The organism is Pseudomonas sp. 14P_5.3_Bac1 (genome assembly GCF_025466135.1).
Lineage (GTDB): Bacteria > Pseudomonadota > Gammaproteobacteria > Pseudomonadales > Pseudomonadaceae > Aquipseudomonas.
The window spans coordinates 340,174-354,917 of sequence record NZ_JANLOF010000057.1 but is presented as its reverse complement, the minus strand read 5'-3'; the positions used below and the strand labels follow the sequence as shown (position 1 = coordinate 354,917).

16 protein-coding genes are annotated in these 14,744 nt (G+C 62.4%); 15 read left to right on the top strand and 1 reads right to left on the bottom strand.

All coding sequences use genetic code 11. The annotated features are described in order from the left end of the window. The first annotated feature begins 27 nt into the window (after positions 1 to 27). The 15 genes from fabF to NTD89_RS15515 all read left to right on the top strand — a co-directional run bounded on the left by fabF (position 28) and on the right by NTD89_RS15515 (position 14,256). Positions 28 to 1,272: a beta-ketoacyl-ACP synthase II gene (gene fabF / locus NTD89_RS15585; protein WP_145159285.1), complete on the top strand. Its 1,245-nt coding sequence runs from the start codon at positions 28 to 30 to the stop codon at positions 1,270 to 1,272. Continuing rightward, entirely contained in the window at positions 1,272 to 2,087 is an 816-nt protein-coding gene (gene pabC, locus NTD89_RS15580; protein WP_262208520.1) for an aminodeoxychorismate lyase, read from the top strand. Before fabF ends, pabC begins: the two co-directional genes overlap by 1 nt. Position 2,088: 1 nt before the next feature. Next, complete coding sequence (gene mltG, locus NTD89_RS15575; protein WP_262208519.1) at positions 2,089 to 3,246, top strand: endolytic transglycosylase MltG; 1,158 nt, start codon at positions 2,089 to 2,091, stop codon at positions 3,244 to 3,246. 19 nt (positions 3,247 to 3,265) lie between these two features. Beyond that, entirely contained in the window at positions 3,266 to 3,898 is a 633-nt protein-coding gene (gene tmk / locus NTD89_RS15570) for a dTMP kinase (protein ID WP_262208518.1), read from the top strand. Next, on the top strand, positions 3,891 to 4,880 hold the full coding sequence (locus tag NTD89_RS15565) for a DNA polymerase III subunit delta' (protein WP_262208517.1): 990 nt from the start codon (positions 3,891 to 3,893) through the stop codon (positions 4,878 to 4,880). Before tmk ends, NTD89_RS15565 begins: the two co-directional genes overlap by 8 nt. 62 nt (positions 4,881 to 4,942) lie before the next feature. Further along, a complete protein-coding gene (locus NTD89_RS15560; protein WP_145159275.1) occupies positions 4,943 to 5,728 on the top strand; it encodes a TatD family hydrolase in 786 nt (261 codons plus the stop codon). 443 nt (positions 5,729 to 6,171) lie between these two features. Then, a complete protein-coding gene (locus tag NTD89_RS15555; RefSeq protein WP_106576163.1) occupies positions 6,172 to 6,840 on the top strand; it encodes a TetR/AcrR family transcriptional regulator in 669 nt (222 codons plus the stop codon). A gap of 139 nt (positions 6,841 to 6,979) precedes the next feature. Then, positions 6,980 to 7,948 carry a GTP 3',8-cyclase MoaA gene (locus NTD89_RS15550; protein WP_145159273.1) on the top strand — a complete coding sequence of 323 codons (969 nt, stop codon included), beginning with the start codon at positions 6,980 to 6,982 and terminating at the stop codon, positions 7,946 to 7,948. 108 nt (positions 7,949 to 8,056) lie between these two features. Then, complete coding sequence (locus tag NTD89_RS15545; RefSeq protein WP_106576165.1) at positions 8,057 to 8,662, top strand: DUF4823 domain-containing protein; 606 nt, start codon at positions 8,057 to 8,059, stop codon at positions 8,660 to 8,662. A 19-nt stretch (positions 8,663 to 8,681) separates the two neighbouring features. Continuing rightward, a complete protein-coding gene (locus NTD89_RS15540; protein WP_262208516.1) occupies positions 8,682 to 9,242 on the top strand; it encodes a DUF1285 domain-containing protein in 561 nt (186 codons plus the stop codon). Between the two features lie 70 nt (positions 9,243 to 9,312). After that, positions 9,313 to 10,026 (top strand): GntR family transcriptional regulator, encoded by a 714-nt coding sequence (locus NTD89_RS15535; RefSeq protein WP_145159269.1) that lies wholly within the window; start codon positions 9,313 to 9,315, stop codon positions 10,024 to 10,026. Continuing rightward, positions 10,023 to 11,024, top strand: coding sequence for an ADP-ribosylglycohydrolase family protein (locus NTD89_RS15530; RefSeq protein ID WP_262208515.1), 1,002 nt, complete (start codon positions 10,023 to 10,025; stop codon positions 11,022 to 11,024). The genes NTD89_RS15535 and NTD89_RS15530 overlap by 4 nt, the downstream gene beginning before the upstream one ends. A 101-nt stretch (positions 11,025 to 11,125) precedes the next feature. Then, positions 11,126 to 12,592 (top strand): purine-cytosine permease family protein, encoded by a 1,467-nt coding sequence (locus NTD89_RS15525; protein WP_145159265.1) that lies wholly within the window; start codon positions 11,126 to 11,128, stop codon positions 12,590 to 12,592. Next, a complete protein-coding gene (locus NTD89_RS15520) occupies positions 12,585 to 13,502 on the top strand; it encodes a PfkB family carbohydrate kinase (RefSeq protein WP_262208514.1) in 918 nt (305 codons plus the stop codon). Before NTD89_RS15525 ends, NTD89_RS15520 begins: the two co-directional genes overlap by 8 nt. A 25-nt stretch (positions 13,503 to 13,527) precedes the next feature. After that, positions 13,528 to 14,256, top strand: coding sequence for a class I SAM-dependent methyltransferase (locus NTD89_RS15515; RefSeq protein WP_262208513.1), 729 nt, complete (start codon positions 13,528 to 13,530; stop codon positions 14,254 to 14,256). Between the two features lie 75 nt (positions 14,257 to 14,331). Here the strand turns inward: NTD89_RS15515 and NTD89_RS15510 are convergent, their stop codons facing one another. Then, positions 14,332 to 14,712, bottom strand: a complete 381-nt coding sequence (locus NTD89_RS15510) for a Rho termination factor N-terminal domain-containing protein (RefSeq protein ID WP_262208512.1) — start codon at positions 14,710 to 14,712, stop codon at positions 14,332 to 14,334. Positions 14,713 to 14,744: the final 32 nt, after the last annotated feature.

The window sequence follows — 14,744 nt, the reverse complement described above, 5'->3', positions numbered from 1 at the left end:
TCGCCATCAAGAAAAAAGGAGAGTGCTGTGTCGCGTAGACGCGTCGTAGTCACCGGTATGGGTATGTTGTCGCCACTGGGTACGGATGTGCCAAGCAGTTGGCAGGGCATTCTGGCTGGCCACAGTGGTATCGGTCTGATCGAGCACACGGACCTTTCTGCCTATTCCACCCGTTTTGGCGGCTCGGTAAAGGGCTTTAATGTCGAGGAATATCTCTCGATCAAAGAGTCCCGCAAACTCGACCTGTTCATTCAGTACGGCCTGGCAGCCGGTTTTCAGGCGGTGCGTAATGCCGGCCTGGAAGTCACCGACGCCAACCGTGACCGCATCGGCGTGGCCATGGGTTCGGGTATTGGCGGTTTGACCAATATCGAAGAAACCAGCCGCACGCTGCACGATTCCGGCCCCCGTCGAATTTCACCGTTCTTCGTACCGGGCTCGATCATCAATATGATTTCCGGTTTCCTGTCCATCCACTTGGGTGCGCAGGGGCCTAACTACGCCATTGCTACGGCGTGCACCACGGGCACTCACTGCATCGGCATGGCGGCGCGCAACATCGCCTATGACGAGGCGGACGTGATGATCGCCGGTGGCGCCGAGATGGCCGCCTGCGGCCTGGGCATGGGCGGCTTCGGCGCGTCCCGTGCGCTGTCGACGCGCAATGACGAACCGACCCGTGCCAGCCGTCCGTGGGACAAGGGCCGTGACGGTTTTGTACTGTCTGACGGCGCCGGTGCCCTGGTACTCGAAGAGTTGGAGCACGCCAAGGCGCGTGGCGCCACCATCTACGCCGAGCTGATCGGCTTTGGCATGAGCGGCGATGCCTATCACATGACGTCGCCACCGTCCGACGGTGCCGGCGCTGCGCGCTGCATCACCAATGCGTTGCGCGATGCGAAGGTGAATCCCGACCAGGTGCAGTACATCAACGCCCACGGCACCTCGACCCCGACCGGCGACCTGGCGGAAGCCGAGGCCATCAAGTCGGTGTTTGGCGAGCACGCTTACAAGCTGGCGGTCAGCTCCACCAAGTCCATGACCGGCCACCTGTTGGGTGCGGCAGGCGCGGTCGAGGCGATCTTCAGCGTAATGGCCATCAAGGATCAGGTCGCTCCGCCGACCATCAACCTTGATGAGCCGGACGAAGGTTGCGACCTGAACTTCGTCCCCCACGAAGCCCAGCCGATGCCAATCGACGTGGTGATATCCAACTCCTTCGGGTTTGGTGGCACCAACGGCTCCCTGGTGTTCCGCCGGTTCGCCGAGTGATGCACAGCTGGGTCGACGGTCAGCCAGCGGACAGCGTGCCCCTGAAAGATCGCGGCCTGGCGTACGGTGATGGGCTGTTTGAAACCATCGCCGTCAAGGCCGGGCAGCCCGTGCTGCTCGACCGCCACCTGCAACGCCTTGAGGAGGGCTGCCGGCGCCTTGCGTTGATCACGGATCACGCACTGATCCGCAACGAAGTCTTGGCTTACGCCGCCGCTCTTGGCGACGCAGTGCTTAAGTTGATCCTCACCCGCGGCGACAGCCAGCGCGGTTATGGCATCAACTCCGGCGCCCCGGTGCGCCGTATCTTGCAGGGCAATCCGCCCGCGACCTATCCCCACGCTCACGCAACCGACGGCATCCGCCTGTTTGCGTGCGCCACCCGTTTGGCCGAGCAGCCGTTGCTCGCCGGTCTCAAGCACCTTAATCGCCTGGAACAAGTGATCGCCCGCGCCGAGTGGCAGGATGCCGAGCATGCCGAAGGTTTAATGCTGGATATGTCTGGTCGCGTTATCGAGGGCGTGTTCAGCAACCTGTTCCTGGTTCGCAATGGCGTGTTACTGACCGCTGATCTGAATCGTTGTGGCGTTGCCGGGGTCATGCGCGCCGAGATTCTCGCCCAGGCGCATGCACTGGGTATCCCGCTGGCCGTGGCCGACATCAGCGTTGAGCAGTTACAGCAGGCCGATGAAGTCTTCGTGTGCAACAGTGTTTATGGCATTTGGCCGGTGCGCAGTTGCGCTGCGATGAGCTGGTCGGTTGGGCCGCTCACCCGTAAACTGCAGGGCATTGTTCGCGCGCTATTGGATATTTGAGTTGATACGAAAACTGGTTTTACTGCTGCAGATCGGCCTGGTCTCGGCAGGCTTGCTGCTGGGCTTCTCGGCCTGGAAGCTCGATTCTGCCTTGAAGCAGCCCCTGAATCTGACCCAGGAACAATTGCTTGATGTGCCTGCCGGGTCGACCCCGACGGGCACCTTCAATCGCCTCGAAGCCGAAGGCGTGCTGGATGATGCTTTCTGGTTGCGTCTGTACTGGCGCTTCAACCTCGACGGCCAGCCGCTGCACAGCGGCGAATACCGCATGACCCCAGGCCTTACCGCCGAAGGCTTGATTGGCCTGTGGCAGCGCGGCGAAGTGGTGCAATACAGCCTGACGCTGGTCGAAGGCTGGAACTTCCGTCAGGTGCGGTCGGCCCTCGCCAAGCATGAAAAGATCGTGCAAACCCTGTCGGGCCTCAGTGACAGTGAAGTGATGGACAAGCTTGGTCACCCCGGCGTGTTCCCTGAAGGGCGGTTCTTTCCTGACACTTACCGCTTCGTGCGCGGCATGACCGACGTCGAATTCCTCAAAAAAGCCTACAACCGTCTGGATGATGTACTTGCCCAGGAGTGGAGCAAACGCGCCGCCGATGCGCCCTACACCGACCCTTACCAAGCGCTGATCATGGCCTCCCTGGTCGAGAAAGAGACCGGTGTGCCGGAAGAGCGCGGGCAAATCGCCGGCGTGTTCGTGCGGCGCATGAAGATCGGCATGTTGCTGCAGACCGACCCGACAGTGATCTACGGCCTGGGCGAGCGCTACAACGGCAAGTTGACCCGCGCGCATCTCAAAGAAGCCAACCCTTACAACACCTACATGATCGCCGGCCTGCCGCCGACGCCGATCGCGATGGTCGGCCGCGAGGCGATTCATGCTGCGTTGAACCCGGTGCCGGGCAGCAGCCTGTATTTCGTCGCCCGTGGCGATGGCAGCCATATTTTCTCCGATGACCTGGATGCGCATAATGCCGCCGTGCGCGAGTTTCAGCTCAAGCGCCGTGCCGATTACCGTTCCAGCCCTGCGCCGGCGGTGAAACCGGCGGAAGACGCGGCGCCTCCTGCCGAAGCACCGACCGAAGCACCGACCGAAGCGCCGGTTGAAAAGCCCGTCGAGGCTGCGCCGGATACCGCCGCGCCGCAAAGCCCGCAATGACTCTGACTAAGGACTGCCTGTGACTGGCTTGTTTATTACTCTGGAAGGCCCGGAAGGCGCCGGCAAAAGCACCAACCGCGATTATCTGGCCGAACGCCTGCGCGCGGAGGGCATCGAGGTGGTATTGACCCGCGAACCCGGCGGCACGCCGCTCGCCGAGCGCATCCGTGAAGTATTGCTGGCCCCGGGTGAGGAACCGATGAACGCGGACACCGAGCTGCTGCTGGTGTTTGCTGCACGCGCTCAGCACCTGGCCGAGGTGATTCGCCCAGCTCTTGCGCGTGGCGCGGTGGTGATTTGCGACCGTTTTACCGATTCGACCTACGCCTACCAGGGCGGCGGGCGCGGCTTGTGCCTGGCGCGTATCGCCACGTTGGAAACTTTCGTCCAGGGCGATTTGCGTCCAGACCTGACCCTGCTGTTCGACCTGCCGGTGGAAGTGGGGATGGCCCGCGCCAGTGCCCGGGGTCGCCTGGACCGCTTCGAACTGGAAGGCCAGGTGTTTTTCGATGCGGTGCGCAGTGCGTTCCTGCAACGCGCCAAGGCGGAGCCCGCGCGCTACCACCTGCTGGACGCGGCCCAGCCGCTGGCGCAGGTACAGCACGCCATCGACGCCCTGGTGCCGACGCTGCTGGAGCGCGCTCGTGGCTGAGGCCTATCCGTGGCAGGACAGCCTCTGGCAGCAACTGGCCGGGCGTGCCCAGCATGCGCATGCGTATTTGCTGCATGGGCCAGCGGGTATCGGCAAGCGTGCGTTGGCCGAGCGCTTGATGGCCAGCCTGTTATGCCAGCGCCCGGTCAATCTGGAGGCTTGCGGTGAGTGCAAATCATGCCTGCTGCTCAAGGCCGGCAGCCACCCCGACAACTACCTGCTGGAGCCCGAGGAAGCCGACAAGGCGATCAAGGTCGACCAGGTGCGTGACCTCGTCAGCTTCGTGGTGCAGACCGCGCAGATGGGCGGGCGCAAAGTGGTGCTGATCGAGCCGGTGGAGGCGATGAACATCAACGCCGCCAACGCCTTGCTAAAAAGCCTGGAAGAGCCGTCGGGCGATACGGTGCTTCTGCTGGTGAGTCACCAGTCCAGCCGCCTGTTGCCGACCATTCGCAGTCGTTGCGTGCAGCAGGCCTGCCCATTGCCGAGCGAAGCGATGAGCCTGCAGTGGCTGGCGCAGGCGCTGCCCGAGTGCGGCGAAGACGAACGCGTCGAGTTGCTGACCCTGGCCACAGGTTCCCCCTTGGCGGCCGTGAAGCTGCACGCCCAGGGTGTGCGTGAACAACGTGCGCTGGTGGTCGATGGCGTGAAGAAGCTGCTCAAGCAGGAGCTGTCCGCGACGCAACTGGCCGAAAGCGCGTGGAAGGATATTCCGTTATTGCTGCTGTTCGACTGGTTCTGTGACTGGTCGAGCCTCATCCTGCGCTACCAGTTGACCCAGGATGAAACCGGCCTGGGCCTGCCGGACATGCGCAAAGTGGTGCAGTACCTGGCGCAGAAAAGCGCGCAGGACAAGGTGCTGAATATCCAGGACTGGATTCTGGCCCAGCGCCAGAAGGTGCTCGGCAAAGCCAACCTCAACCGCGTGCTGTTACTCGAAGCATTGCTGGTGCAGTGGGTCGGCTTGCTCGGCCGGCGTTAATTTCCGCGGCCGACGGTGTATCGTCGGCCAGACACTTTCCGTGACTCAAGTTGTACATTCCTATGCTCGTAGATTCCCATTGCCACCTTGATCGCCTCGACCTTGCCCAACATGGTGGCTCCCTCGATGCTGCCCTTGAAGCTGCGCGCCAGCGTGGAGTAGGGCACTTCCTGTGCATTGGTGTCAGCGCTGAAAATGCCGCCGACGTCAAAGCGCTGGCTGATCGTTATGCCGATGTCGATTGTTCGGTGGGCATTCACCCGCTGGACCTCAAGCCCGGCGAAGCCCCCGCCCTCGATTGGCTCCTGGGCGAACTCAATCACCCACGCGTGGTGGCGATTGGCGAAACCGGCCTGGATTACCACTACGAGCCCGAGGCCGCTGAGTTGCAGCAGGCGTCCTTCCGCCTGCACCTGCAGGCCGCCCAGCAAACCGGCAAACCGGTGATCGTTCACACCCGTGGCGCCCGCGCAGACACCCTGACGCTGCTGCGCGAGGCCGCGTTGCCCCAGGCCGGCGTGCTGCATTGCTTCACCGAAGACTGGGACATGGCCAAGGCCGCACTGGACCTGGGCTTCTACATTTCCCTGTCGGGCATCGTCACCTTCCGCAACGCCGATGCCCTGCGTGATGTGGCGCGCCAGGTGCCGGCCGACCGCCTGCTGGTGGAAACCGATTCGCCCTACCTGGCGCCCATCCCCCATCGCGGCAAGCCGAACCTGCCGGAATACGTGCGCGATGTAGCGGATTACCTGGCAATGCTGCGGGGTGAGTCGTACGAACGCTTCGCCGAGCAGACCACCGAAAACTTCAAGCGCCTGTTCCCACTGGCCCACGTCGGCGGCTGATAGGGCCAAATTGCAGGCAAAAAAAACCCGGGTTCTGGGGGGTGAATCCGGGCTAAGACCATTAGGAGTAAACAAGGGTACACAGTCCGTCGGTACCCAGGTCGACGCGTCACTTGGGGGAGATGCCACGCCGACAGTTCAAGTATTGATCAGGATCCCATTCAGTCCAGTCGCATCTGATCGTTTTTTAAACAGATTTGGAATACGCGCGCTTCGCTTGAGTTCTCATTGCGCAGGTGCACGGGTGTCATTACCGCGTATTGTTTCTGACTGATAACGGCGAAAACGTTGGCGTGCTGAAAGTTAAGTGCATAACGGGTTCACATAGGCGTTGCCCAACGACTGTTCAGTCGGGATAATCCCTCGCACTGGGTAAATCGTATCGCCACGTATCAATGGCCCTGCGCAACCCTCCCACTTTGACCTCTGCAGACTTCTCCCTCATGCAAAAAGAACCCCGTAAGGTCCGTGAGTTTCGCCGCCGTGAGCAGGAAATTCTCGACACTGCACTCAAGCTGTTCCTCGAACAAGGTGAAGACAGCGTCACCGTCGAGATGATTGCGGATGCCGTGGGTATCGGCAAAGGCACGATCTACAAGCACTTCAAGTCAAAGGCCGAGATCTACCTGCGCCTGATGCTCGACTACGAGCGCGACTTGAACGAGCTGCTGCACTCGGCCGATGTCGATAAAGACAAAGAAGCCTTGTCCCGCGCCTATTTCGAGTTCCGCATGCGTGATCCGCAGCGCTACCGCCTGTTTGATCGCCTGGAAGAGAAAGTGGTCAAGGGCAATCAGGTCCCGGAAATGGTCGAGGAGCTGCACAAGATTCGCGCCTCGAACTTTGAGCGCCTGACCCTGCTGATCAAAGGTCGCATCAGCGAAGGCAAGCTTGAAGATGTGCCGCCTTATTTCCACTACTGCGCCGCCTGGGCGTTGGTGCACGGCGCCGTGGCGCTGTACCACTCGCCGTTCTGGAGCAACGTGCTGGAAGATCAGGAAGGTTTCTTCCAGTTCCTGATGGACATCGGCGTGCGCATGGGCAACAAACGCAAGCACAGCGCTGAACTGCCGGGCGCTGAGCCCAAGAGCGGTGAAACCCCCGCTGCTTGAGCTATTCCCGACAGTGATGGCGCAATGATTTACTGCCAGTTGCAGTACCCCAGGAATATACTCAGGCAAGGACCTTGCTAAAAGTTGATTTATAGGTCAGCTTTTAGCGCGCCCGAATCATCCTCTGCCGGAGTGATCCATGATCGTTGATCGTCAAGGCAGGCGATTTCGCAACTTGCGAATCAGCCTGACCTCAGCCTGCAACTACGCGTGTACCTACTGCGTGCCTAACGGCAAGCGGCTGGTGGCTGCCCAGGACGAACTCTCGGCCGAGGCTATGGCCCGTGGGGTGGCGTACCTGATTGAAGCGGCGGGCATCGACCGACTGCGTATCACGGGCGGCGAACCGTTGGTCAGCCCCAAGCTGGAAGCCTTCATGAGCGCGGTCGGCGGAATGGGCCTCAGTGATATCAGCCTGACCACCAACGGCCAATTGCTCGCGCGCAAACTGCCGCTGCTGGTGGATGCCGGCATTCGCCGCATCAACGTTTCACTCGACACCCTGGACGCCGACGCCTTCCGTAGCATCGCCCGCGGCGGCGACTTGGCCACCGTGCTTGATGGCATGGACCAGGCCCGCGCCGCGGGGATCAAGATCAAAGTGAACATGGTGCCGTTGCGCGGGCAGAACCTGGACCAGGTCATGCCGCTGCTCGACTACTGCCTTGAGCGTGGCTACGAGCTGCGCTTTATCGAACTGATGCGCATGGGCCATCTGGCCAAGGATTCCAACGCGTTCCTGCAGCAATTCGTCAGCCTGCAGCAACTGCTCAGCCTGATCGGTGAACACCACGAATACCTGCAAGCCAACGCGCCGGTAGACGCCACCGCAGTGCGCTACGAAGTGCCGGGCCAGGGCTTCTTTGGTGTCATCGCCAATGAAAGCGTGCCGTTTTGCCGGACGTGTTCGCGTCTGCGTTTGTCGTCTACCGGCTGGCTGCACGGTTGCCTGTCGTCGAGCAATCGGCACTACGTCGGCGACCTGCTCGACCTGCCGCGCCATCAGGCGCTGCCAGCCTTGCAAGGGCTGCTGATGAAGGCCCTGGGCGACAAACAGGAAGTGGCCTTCTCCGGCGGTGCCACCATCATGAAGATCATCGGCGGCTAGCCCACGCACGCTCCTCCCACATTTCATTTGCGGCGCTGCCGGATGGCGCGGATTCTGCATCTCACGCCCATTCGCCGGTTTTCCGTCACCGGCTTCTGGAGGATTAGGATGCGTAGTCTGGTTTTGTTGCTGGCGTCGTTGACGCTGAGTGGTTGCATGACCGTCAGCGATATGGCCGAAGGCACCCGCTATCAGATGAGCGACGCCGGCTTGCTGGACCACAGTGATACCCGCCGCACTGCGTCTATTCGCATACAGCCGGACTCTTTTGTCTTTATCGCCCAAGGTGCGTTTGTGCCGCCGGGCAGCGCTTATCCGCGACCCAACGTGGTGGCCGAAGAAGCCTTCAACGGCTTTGTCGAATACTTCCCGATGGTGCGCCGCGCGCGCAAGCCCGAAGGCCTGGAGCAGGCGATGGCCGAAGCCCGTGGGGCGGGTGCGCATTACCTGTTGTATTGCCGCTTCGCTGCAGCCGATGACCGCATCGGCAATGCCGATGAATGGACGGACCAACAGGCGCTGGACCGCGTCGGGCTGGACAGCGGCGTCATCCAGATCATGTTGATCGAGACCAGCACCCAGTATTTGATTGATACTGCACGTATTCGCAGTCGTGGCGGTTTACTGACGTTCCACGACAACAAGCCAGAAGATCTGATTGCCCGCCCCCTGGCGCAGTACGCCCGCGGCCTGCTGGGCATGGGAGATCAGTAAAAAACTCAAGGAGAACTGCATGTCCGATTCCGCCAAGGCCAATGACCTGTTGGCTCAATTGCCCAAGGGCAAGGGGCCGGCACCGGTGCACCTGTGGAATCCGGATTTCTGCGGCAACATCGACATGCGCATCGCCCGCGATGGCACCTGGTTCTACCAGGGCACGCCGATCGGGCGCAAGCCGATGGTCAAGTTGTTCTCCAACATCATTCGCCGCGACGGTGATGATTATTTTCTGGTGACGCCGGTAGAGAAGGTCGGCATCACCGTCGATGACGCACCGTTCGTGGCGATAACCCTTGAGGTGCAAGGGCAGGGCGAAAGCCAGGTGCTGCACTTCACTACCAATGTCGACGAGCACGTCGAGGCCAGCCTCGAACACCCGCTGCGCGTCGAAATCGACCCCATCACCCAGGAGCCCGCGCCCTATTTGCGTGTGCGCACCAACCTCGAAGCCCTCGTGCATCGCAATGTTTTCTACCAACTGGTCGAGTTGGCGGTCAGCCGTCCGATCAACGGTCAGAACTGGCTTGGCGTATGGAGCGCCGGGGAGTTTTTCCGCATTGGCCTGGAGCCCTGAGGCCGGCTTTTTCACCTTCCTGAAATAATTCGCTTGCTGTCGTCGGGCGCTATCGGTTATCAATTTGTACATGATTAGACATGTCCGATTTGATAAGAAAAAACGCGTCGTCGACGAGCTCATCCGCCGTATCGAGGCGGGGGTGATGGCCGACGGTTTCCTGCTGCCAGGCGAGCACCAGTTGGCCGAAGAGTTTGCGGTCAGCCGTGGCACGTTGCGCGAAGCCCTGGCCGAGCTCAAACGCCGCAACTACATCGCGACCCAGAGCGGCGTCGGCTCCATCGTCACGTTTGACGGCATGGTGCTCGACCAACACAGCGGCTGGGCCCAGGCCCTGGCGGACACGGGGGCGCTGGTCACCACCGATGTGCTGCGCCTGGAAGCCGTGACCCGCCCCGACCTGCTCAGCCGTTTCGGCAGCGACCAATTCATCGCCCTCGACCGTCGCCGGCGTACCACCGATGGCACGGCTGTATCGCTGGAGCGCTCGCTGATGCCCGCCTCCGGTGGCCTGGAAGGCCTGCCCCGCGTCGGCCTGATCGACAATTCCCTGACCATCACCCTGGCCGCCTACGGCTACGTCGGCGCCGAAGGTGACCAATGGATCGGCGCCGAGCCCCTTAGCGACGAAGACGCCGAGCTGCTTGGCCGCCCCGCTGGCACGGTGTTTCTCAAGGCTTCGCGCACCACCTACGACCGCCGCGAGCGCTTCATGGAGTACGTCGAAAGTTTGCTCGACCCTCTGCACTTTCGCCTGCACCTGCAGTTTGGAGCGTCAAAATGACCCCGCAAAACCGCGCCCTCGGCGCCTTCTACGGCTTGGCTTTGGGCGACGCATTGGGCATGCCCACCCAGTCCTTGAGCCGCGAGCAGGTGCAACAGCGCTTCGGTGCCATCACGGGTTTGGAAGACGCCGACGCCGACCAACCCATTGCGCCAAACATGCCGGCCGGTTCGATCACCGATGACACTGAGCAGGCGATCCTGGTCGGCGAGTTGCTGGTTGAAGGCCACGGCAAGATCGAACCGACCGTGCTCGCCCAGCGCTTGATCGACTGGGAAGCGGCGATGCGCGCCAAGGGCTCCCAGGATTTGCTCGGGCCATCGACCAAGCGCGCCATCGACATGATCCTCGCCGGCCACACCCCGGAAGAGTCCGGGCGCTATGGCACCACCAACGGCGCCGCCATGCGGATCACGCCGGTGGGGATCGCCGCCGATGTCAGCGACCCGGCACCGTTCATCCAGGCGGTGATCCAGGCCTGCCAGGTCACCCACAACACCACGTTGGGCATCTCCAGCGCGGCCGCTGTTGCAGCGGTGGTCTCAGCCGGTATCAACGGCGTGGACCTGGGCGAAGCGCTCAACATCGGCACGCAGATCGCCCAGCAGGCGGAAAACCATGGTCACTGGATTGCCGGTGGGCGTATTTCCACGCGCATCAGCTGGGCGCGGACCTTGAGCGTCGGCAGCGGCGACAAAGCCCTGTTTGCCGACCTGCTTTACGAACTGATTGGCACCTCTGTCGCCTCCCAGGAATCGGTGGTGGTGTCGTTTGCCCTCGCGCAGCAAGTGGCGGTGGGCGCGATGAATGCTTTTGAAGCCGTGTGCCTGGCCGCCAGCCTTGGCGGCGACACCGACACCATCGCCGCGATGCTCGGCGCGATGTTGGGCGCGTGCCTGGGCATGCAGTGCTGGCCGCCCGTGATGATTGAACAGGTCAAGCAGGTCAATGGCCTGGACTTGCAGCCGCTGGTGCAGGGGCTGCTGCAAATTCGCTAAGCGCCGCAGGCATTGAACTCGCAGAGTCAGGAAGACCGAGAGTCGATTCACCTTGAGTATCTGCCACAACCACAACAATACAGGCACCAGGAGCACCCCTCATGAGCAGCACTTCTTCCGGCCAAAGTGCCGGGCAATTGGAAACACGCGGTATCGAACCGGTCCCTGAAGGCGAGTGCAACGGTCATCCGCTGCAACTGTTCTGGGTGTGGTTCGCGGCCAACATCAGCATTCTCGGTTTGCCGCTGGGCGCAACCCTCGTGGCGTTCCGTGGCCTGGCGATCTGGCAGGCGATCATTGTCGCAATCCTCGGCGCCGCCGGCTCGTTCGCCGTGGTGGGCATCATCTCGATTGCCGGCCGCCGCGGGCGTGCACCGAGCCTGACGCTGTCCCGCGCGATCTTCGGCGTGCGCGGCAATATCGGCCCGACCCTTGTGTCGCTGATGTCGCGACTGGGCTGGGAAACCGTCAACACCACCACGGCGGCGTTCGTGTTGCTGTCGTTGTGTTCGATCCTGTTCCACTCGCCGGTCGAAGCCAAAAGCGCGCCCGTGCTGACACTGATCTTCATCGCCATCTTCGTGCTGCTGACCCTGTCCGTCTCCGGTCTGGGCCACGCGACCTTGCTGGTGATCCAGAAGTGGGCGACCTACGTATTTGGCGCCTTGAACATCCTGGTAGGCGGCTTCCTCTGCGCCACCATCGACTGGAGCGCGGTGTTCAACGCCACGCCGGCGCCGCTGAGCGCGATGATCATCGGCGTCGGCACCATGGCTGCCGGCACCGGTATCGGCTGGGCCAATGCCGGCGCCGACATGTCGCGCTACCAGCACCGCAGCGTCAAGGCCGTGCGCCTGGTGGCCTCCGCCGCGTTTGGTGCGGGGATTCCGCTGGTGTTGCTGATCACCCTCGGCGGCTTGCTGTCGGTGGGCAACAACGATTTGGCCTCGGCCACTGACCCGATCATCGCGATCCGCGACATGCTGCCCACCTGGATGGCCGTGCCGTACCTGATCACCGCGTTTGGCGGCCTGCTGCTGTCCAACAACCTGTCGGTGTACTCGGCGGGCCTGACCACCTTGACCCTTGGCTTAAAGGTCAAGCGCGTGCACGCGGTGATCGTCGACATCGTCGCGATCTTCGCCGGTTCGATCTACTTCATGCTGATTGCCGACAGTTTCTACGGCCCGTTCATCACGTTCATCTCGCTGCTGGCGGTGCCGATTACGGCGTGGGTCGGGATCTTCGTGGTCGACTTGCTTCATCGCCACTACTACAGCCCCAAAGACTTGCTGGACGTGAGCCCAAGCAGTGCCTATTGGTATCGCGGCGGCGTGGAATGGCGTGCATTCGGCGCCTGGGCCGTGGCCATCGTGCTGGGCTTCAGCTTCACCACCATCGGCACCACGGCCGAAAACATCTGGTTCGCCGGCCCGCTGTCCGACTCATGGCTGGGTCACAACGGGCTGGGCTGGATCGTCACCTTCCTGGTGGCCGGCGGAATTTACGCAGTACTGGGCGGCGCAGCTGACCGTCGTCCGGCTTTAGTAGAGAGCCCCAATGTCTAGATTGCTGCACACCGGCCAGGTCATCGTCGACCTGGTCATGGCCCTCGACACCTTGCCTGCAACTGGCGGCGATGTGCTGGCGCGCTCTGCCAGCTTCGAAGCCGGCGGCGGTTTCAACGTGATGGCCGCCGCCCGACGCAATGGTCTGCCGGTGGTTTACCTCGGTCGCCATGGCAACGGCCGTTTCGGCGACCTGGCGCGCGCGGCCATGCAAGCCGAGGGCGTAGAGATGGCCCAGGCGACCAGCGACGGCAAGGACACCGGCTTATGCGTGTCGCTGACCGAAGCCACCACCGAACGTACCTTCATTTCGCATATCGGCGCTGAAGGGGATTTGAGCGCCGAGGACCTGGCGAACGTCGTGCCGCGCGCGGACGATTACGTGTACGTCAGCGGCTACAGCCTGTTGCTCGAGGGCAAGGCCCAGGCATTGCTTGATTGGCTGCTGGCGCTGGCGCGTGACATCACGGTGGTGTTCGACCCGGGGCCGCTGGTCAAGGCGCCGGACTCGGCGCTGATGGTGGCCTTGCTGCCGCGCATCGACATCTGGACCAGCAACGGCCCGGAAGCCCTGGCGTTTACCGGCGCCGATACCCTGGCCGAGGCATTGCTCGAACTTGAACGGCACTTGCCTGCCGATGCGTTGCTGGTGGTGCGCGACGGGCCGAACGGGTGCTGGGTCAGCCTTCAAGGCGAGGCCAGGCATGTGCCCGGCTTCAAGGTGACCGCCGTGGACAGTAACGGCGCCGGCGATGCGCATGCCGGTGTGTTTCTTGCGGGGTTGGCCAAGGGCTTGAAACCGGCTGATGCGGCACGCCGCGCCAATGCGGCCGCAGCGCTGGCGGTCACGCGCTGGGGGCCGGCAACCTCACCTGGGGCTGCCGAAGTGGATGCGTTGTTGGCAGAATAGGCGCCACTCAGCACGGAGCGACGCCATGACCCAGAACATCTACGACACGCCAGCCTTCTTCGAGGGCTACAGCAAAATGGGCCGCTCGGTCGAAGGCCTGGCTGGCGCGCCGGAGTGGCCTGCCTTACAGGCAATGTTGCCGCCGATGGCTGGCTTGAAAGTGGTGGACCTGGGCTGTGGCTATGGCTGGTTCAGCCGCTGGGCGCAGGAGCAGGGCGCGGCTCATGTGCTGGGCTTGGACGTGTCGCAGAAGATGCTGGCGCGGGCCAAACAGATGACCTCTGCGGCGACTATCACCTATGCCATCGCCGACCTGGAACAGCTCGACCTGCCTGCTGCCTCGTTCGATCTGGCCTACAGCTCGCTGGCCTTTCATTACATCGTCGATCTGAAGGGGCTGTTCGAGCGTATTCACCACGCTCTTGTGCCTGGCGGCCGACTGGTGTTTTCCATCGAGCACCCGATCTTCATGGCACCCCGCAACCCGGGGTGGCTGGTCGATGATCAAGGCCGCAAAAGCTGGCCGGTGGATGGCTATCAATTGGAAGGGCCGCGGGTGACTCACTGGTTGGCCGAAGGCGTGATCAAGCAGCACCGTACGCTGGGCACGTTGCTCACTCTGATGATTCAGGCGGGGTTCACGCTCAGTCACGTGCAGGAGTGGGGGCCAAGCGAAGCGGACCTCATTGCTCGGCCAGCATTGGCCGAAGAACAAGAGCGCCCCATGATGCTGCTGGTATCGGCTCACCGCTGACCCTGAATGTGCAACACAAAACACAATGTGGGAGCTGGCTCCCACATTGCGTTTGTTGTGTCGGCAAGGCCGGCGTCAGCCAGCCTTGCGCAGCGCTTCGATCAGCTCATCCTTGCGCATGCTCGACCTGCCCGGAATATCCTTCGCCCGCGCTTCTTTCAGCAAGCTTTCCTTGGTCTGCGTCGCCAGCGAAGTGCGACCGGTGCGAGGGTGACCCTCGCGGCTGGCGGCAGCTCGCTTGGCCGAATCACTGCGTGCCTCGGCTTTTTTCTGCGGCGCTTTGCACTGGCCCGAACCGCCGGCTTTGTCGCCGCCGCCGGACTGCTTGTTGACGGTGGCCCACGCGCGGGCTTCGGCTTCTTCCTTGGGCACGCCTTTGTGCTCGTAACTGTGTTCGATACGGGCAGCTTTGCGCTTCTGTGCGGCGGTGTATTTAGCTTTGCTTCCAAGAGGCATTGCGATACTCCAACTGGCCCTGTTGTCAGGGC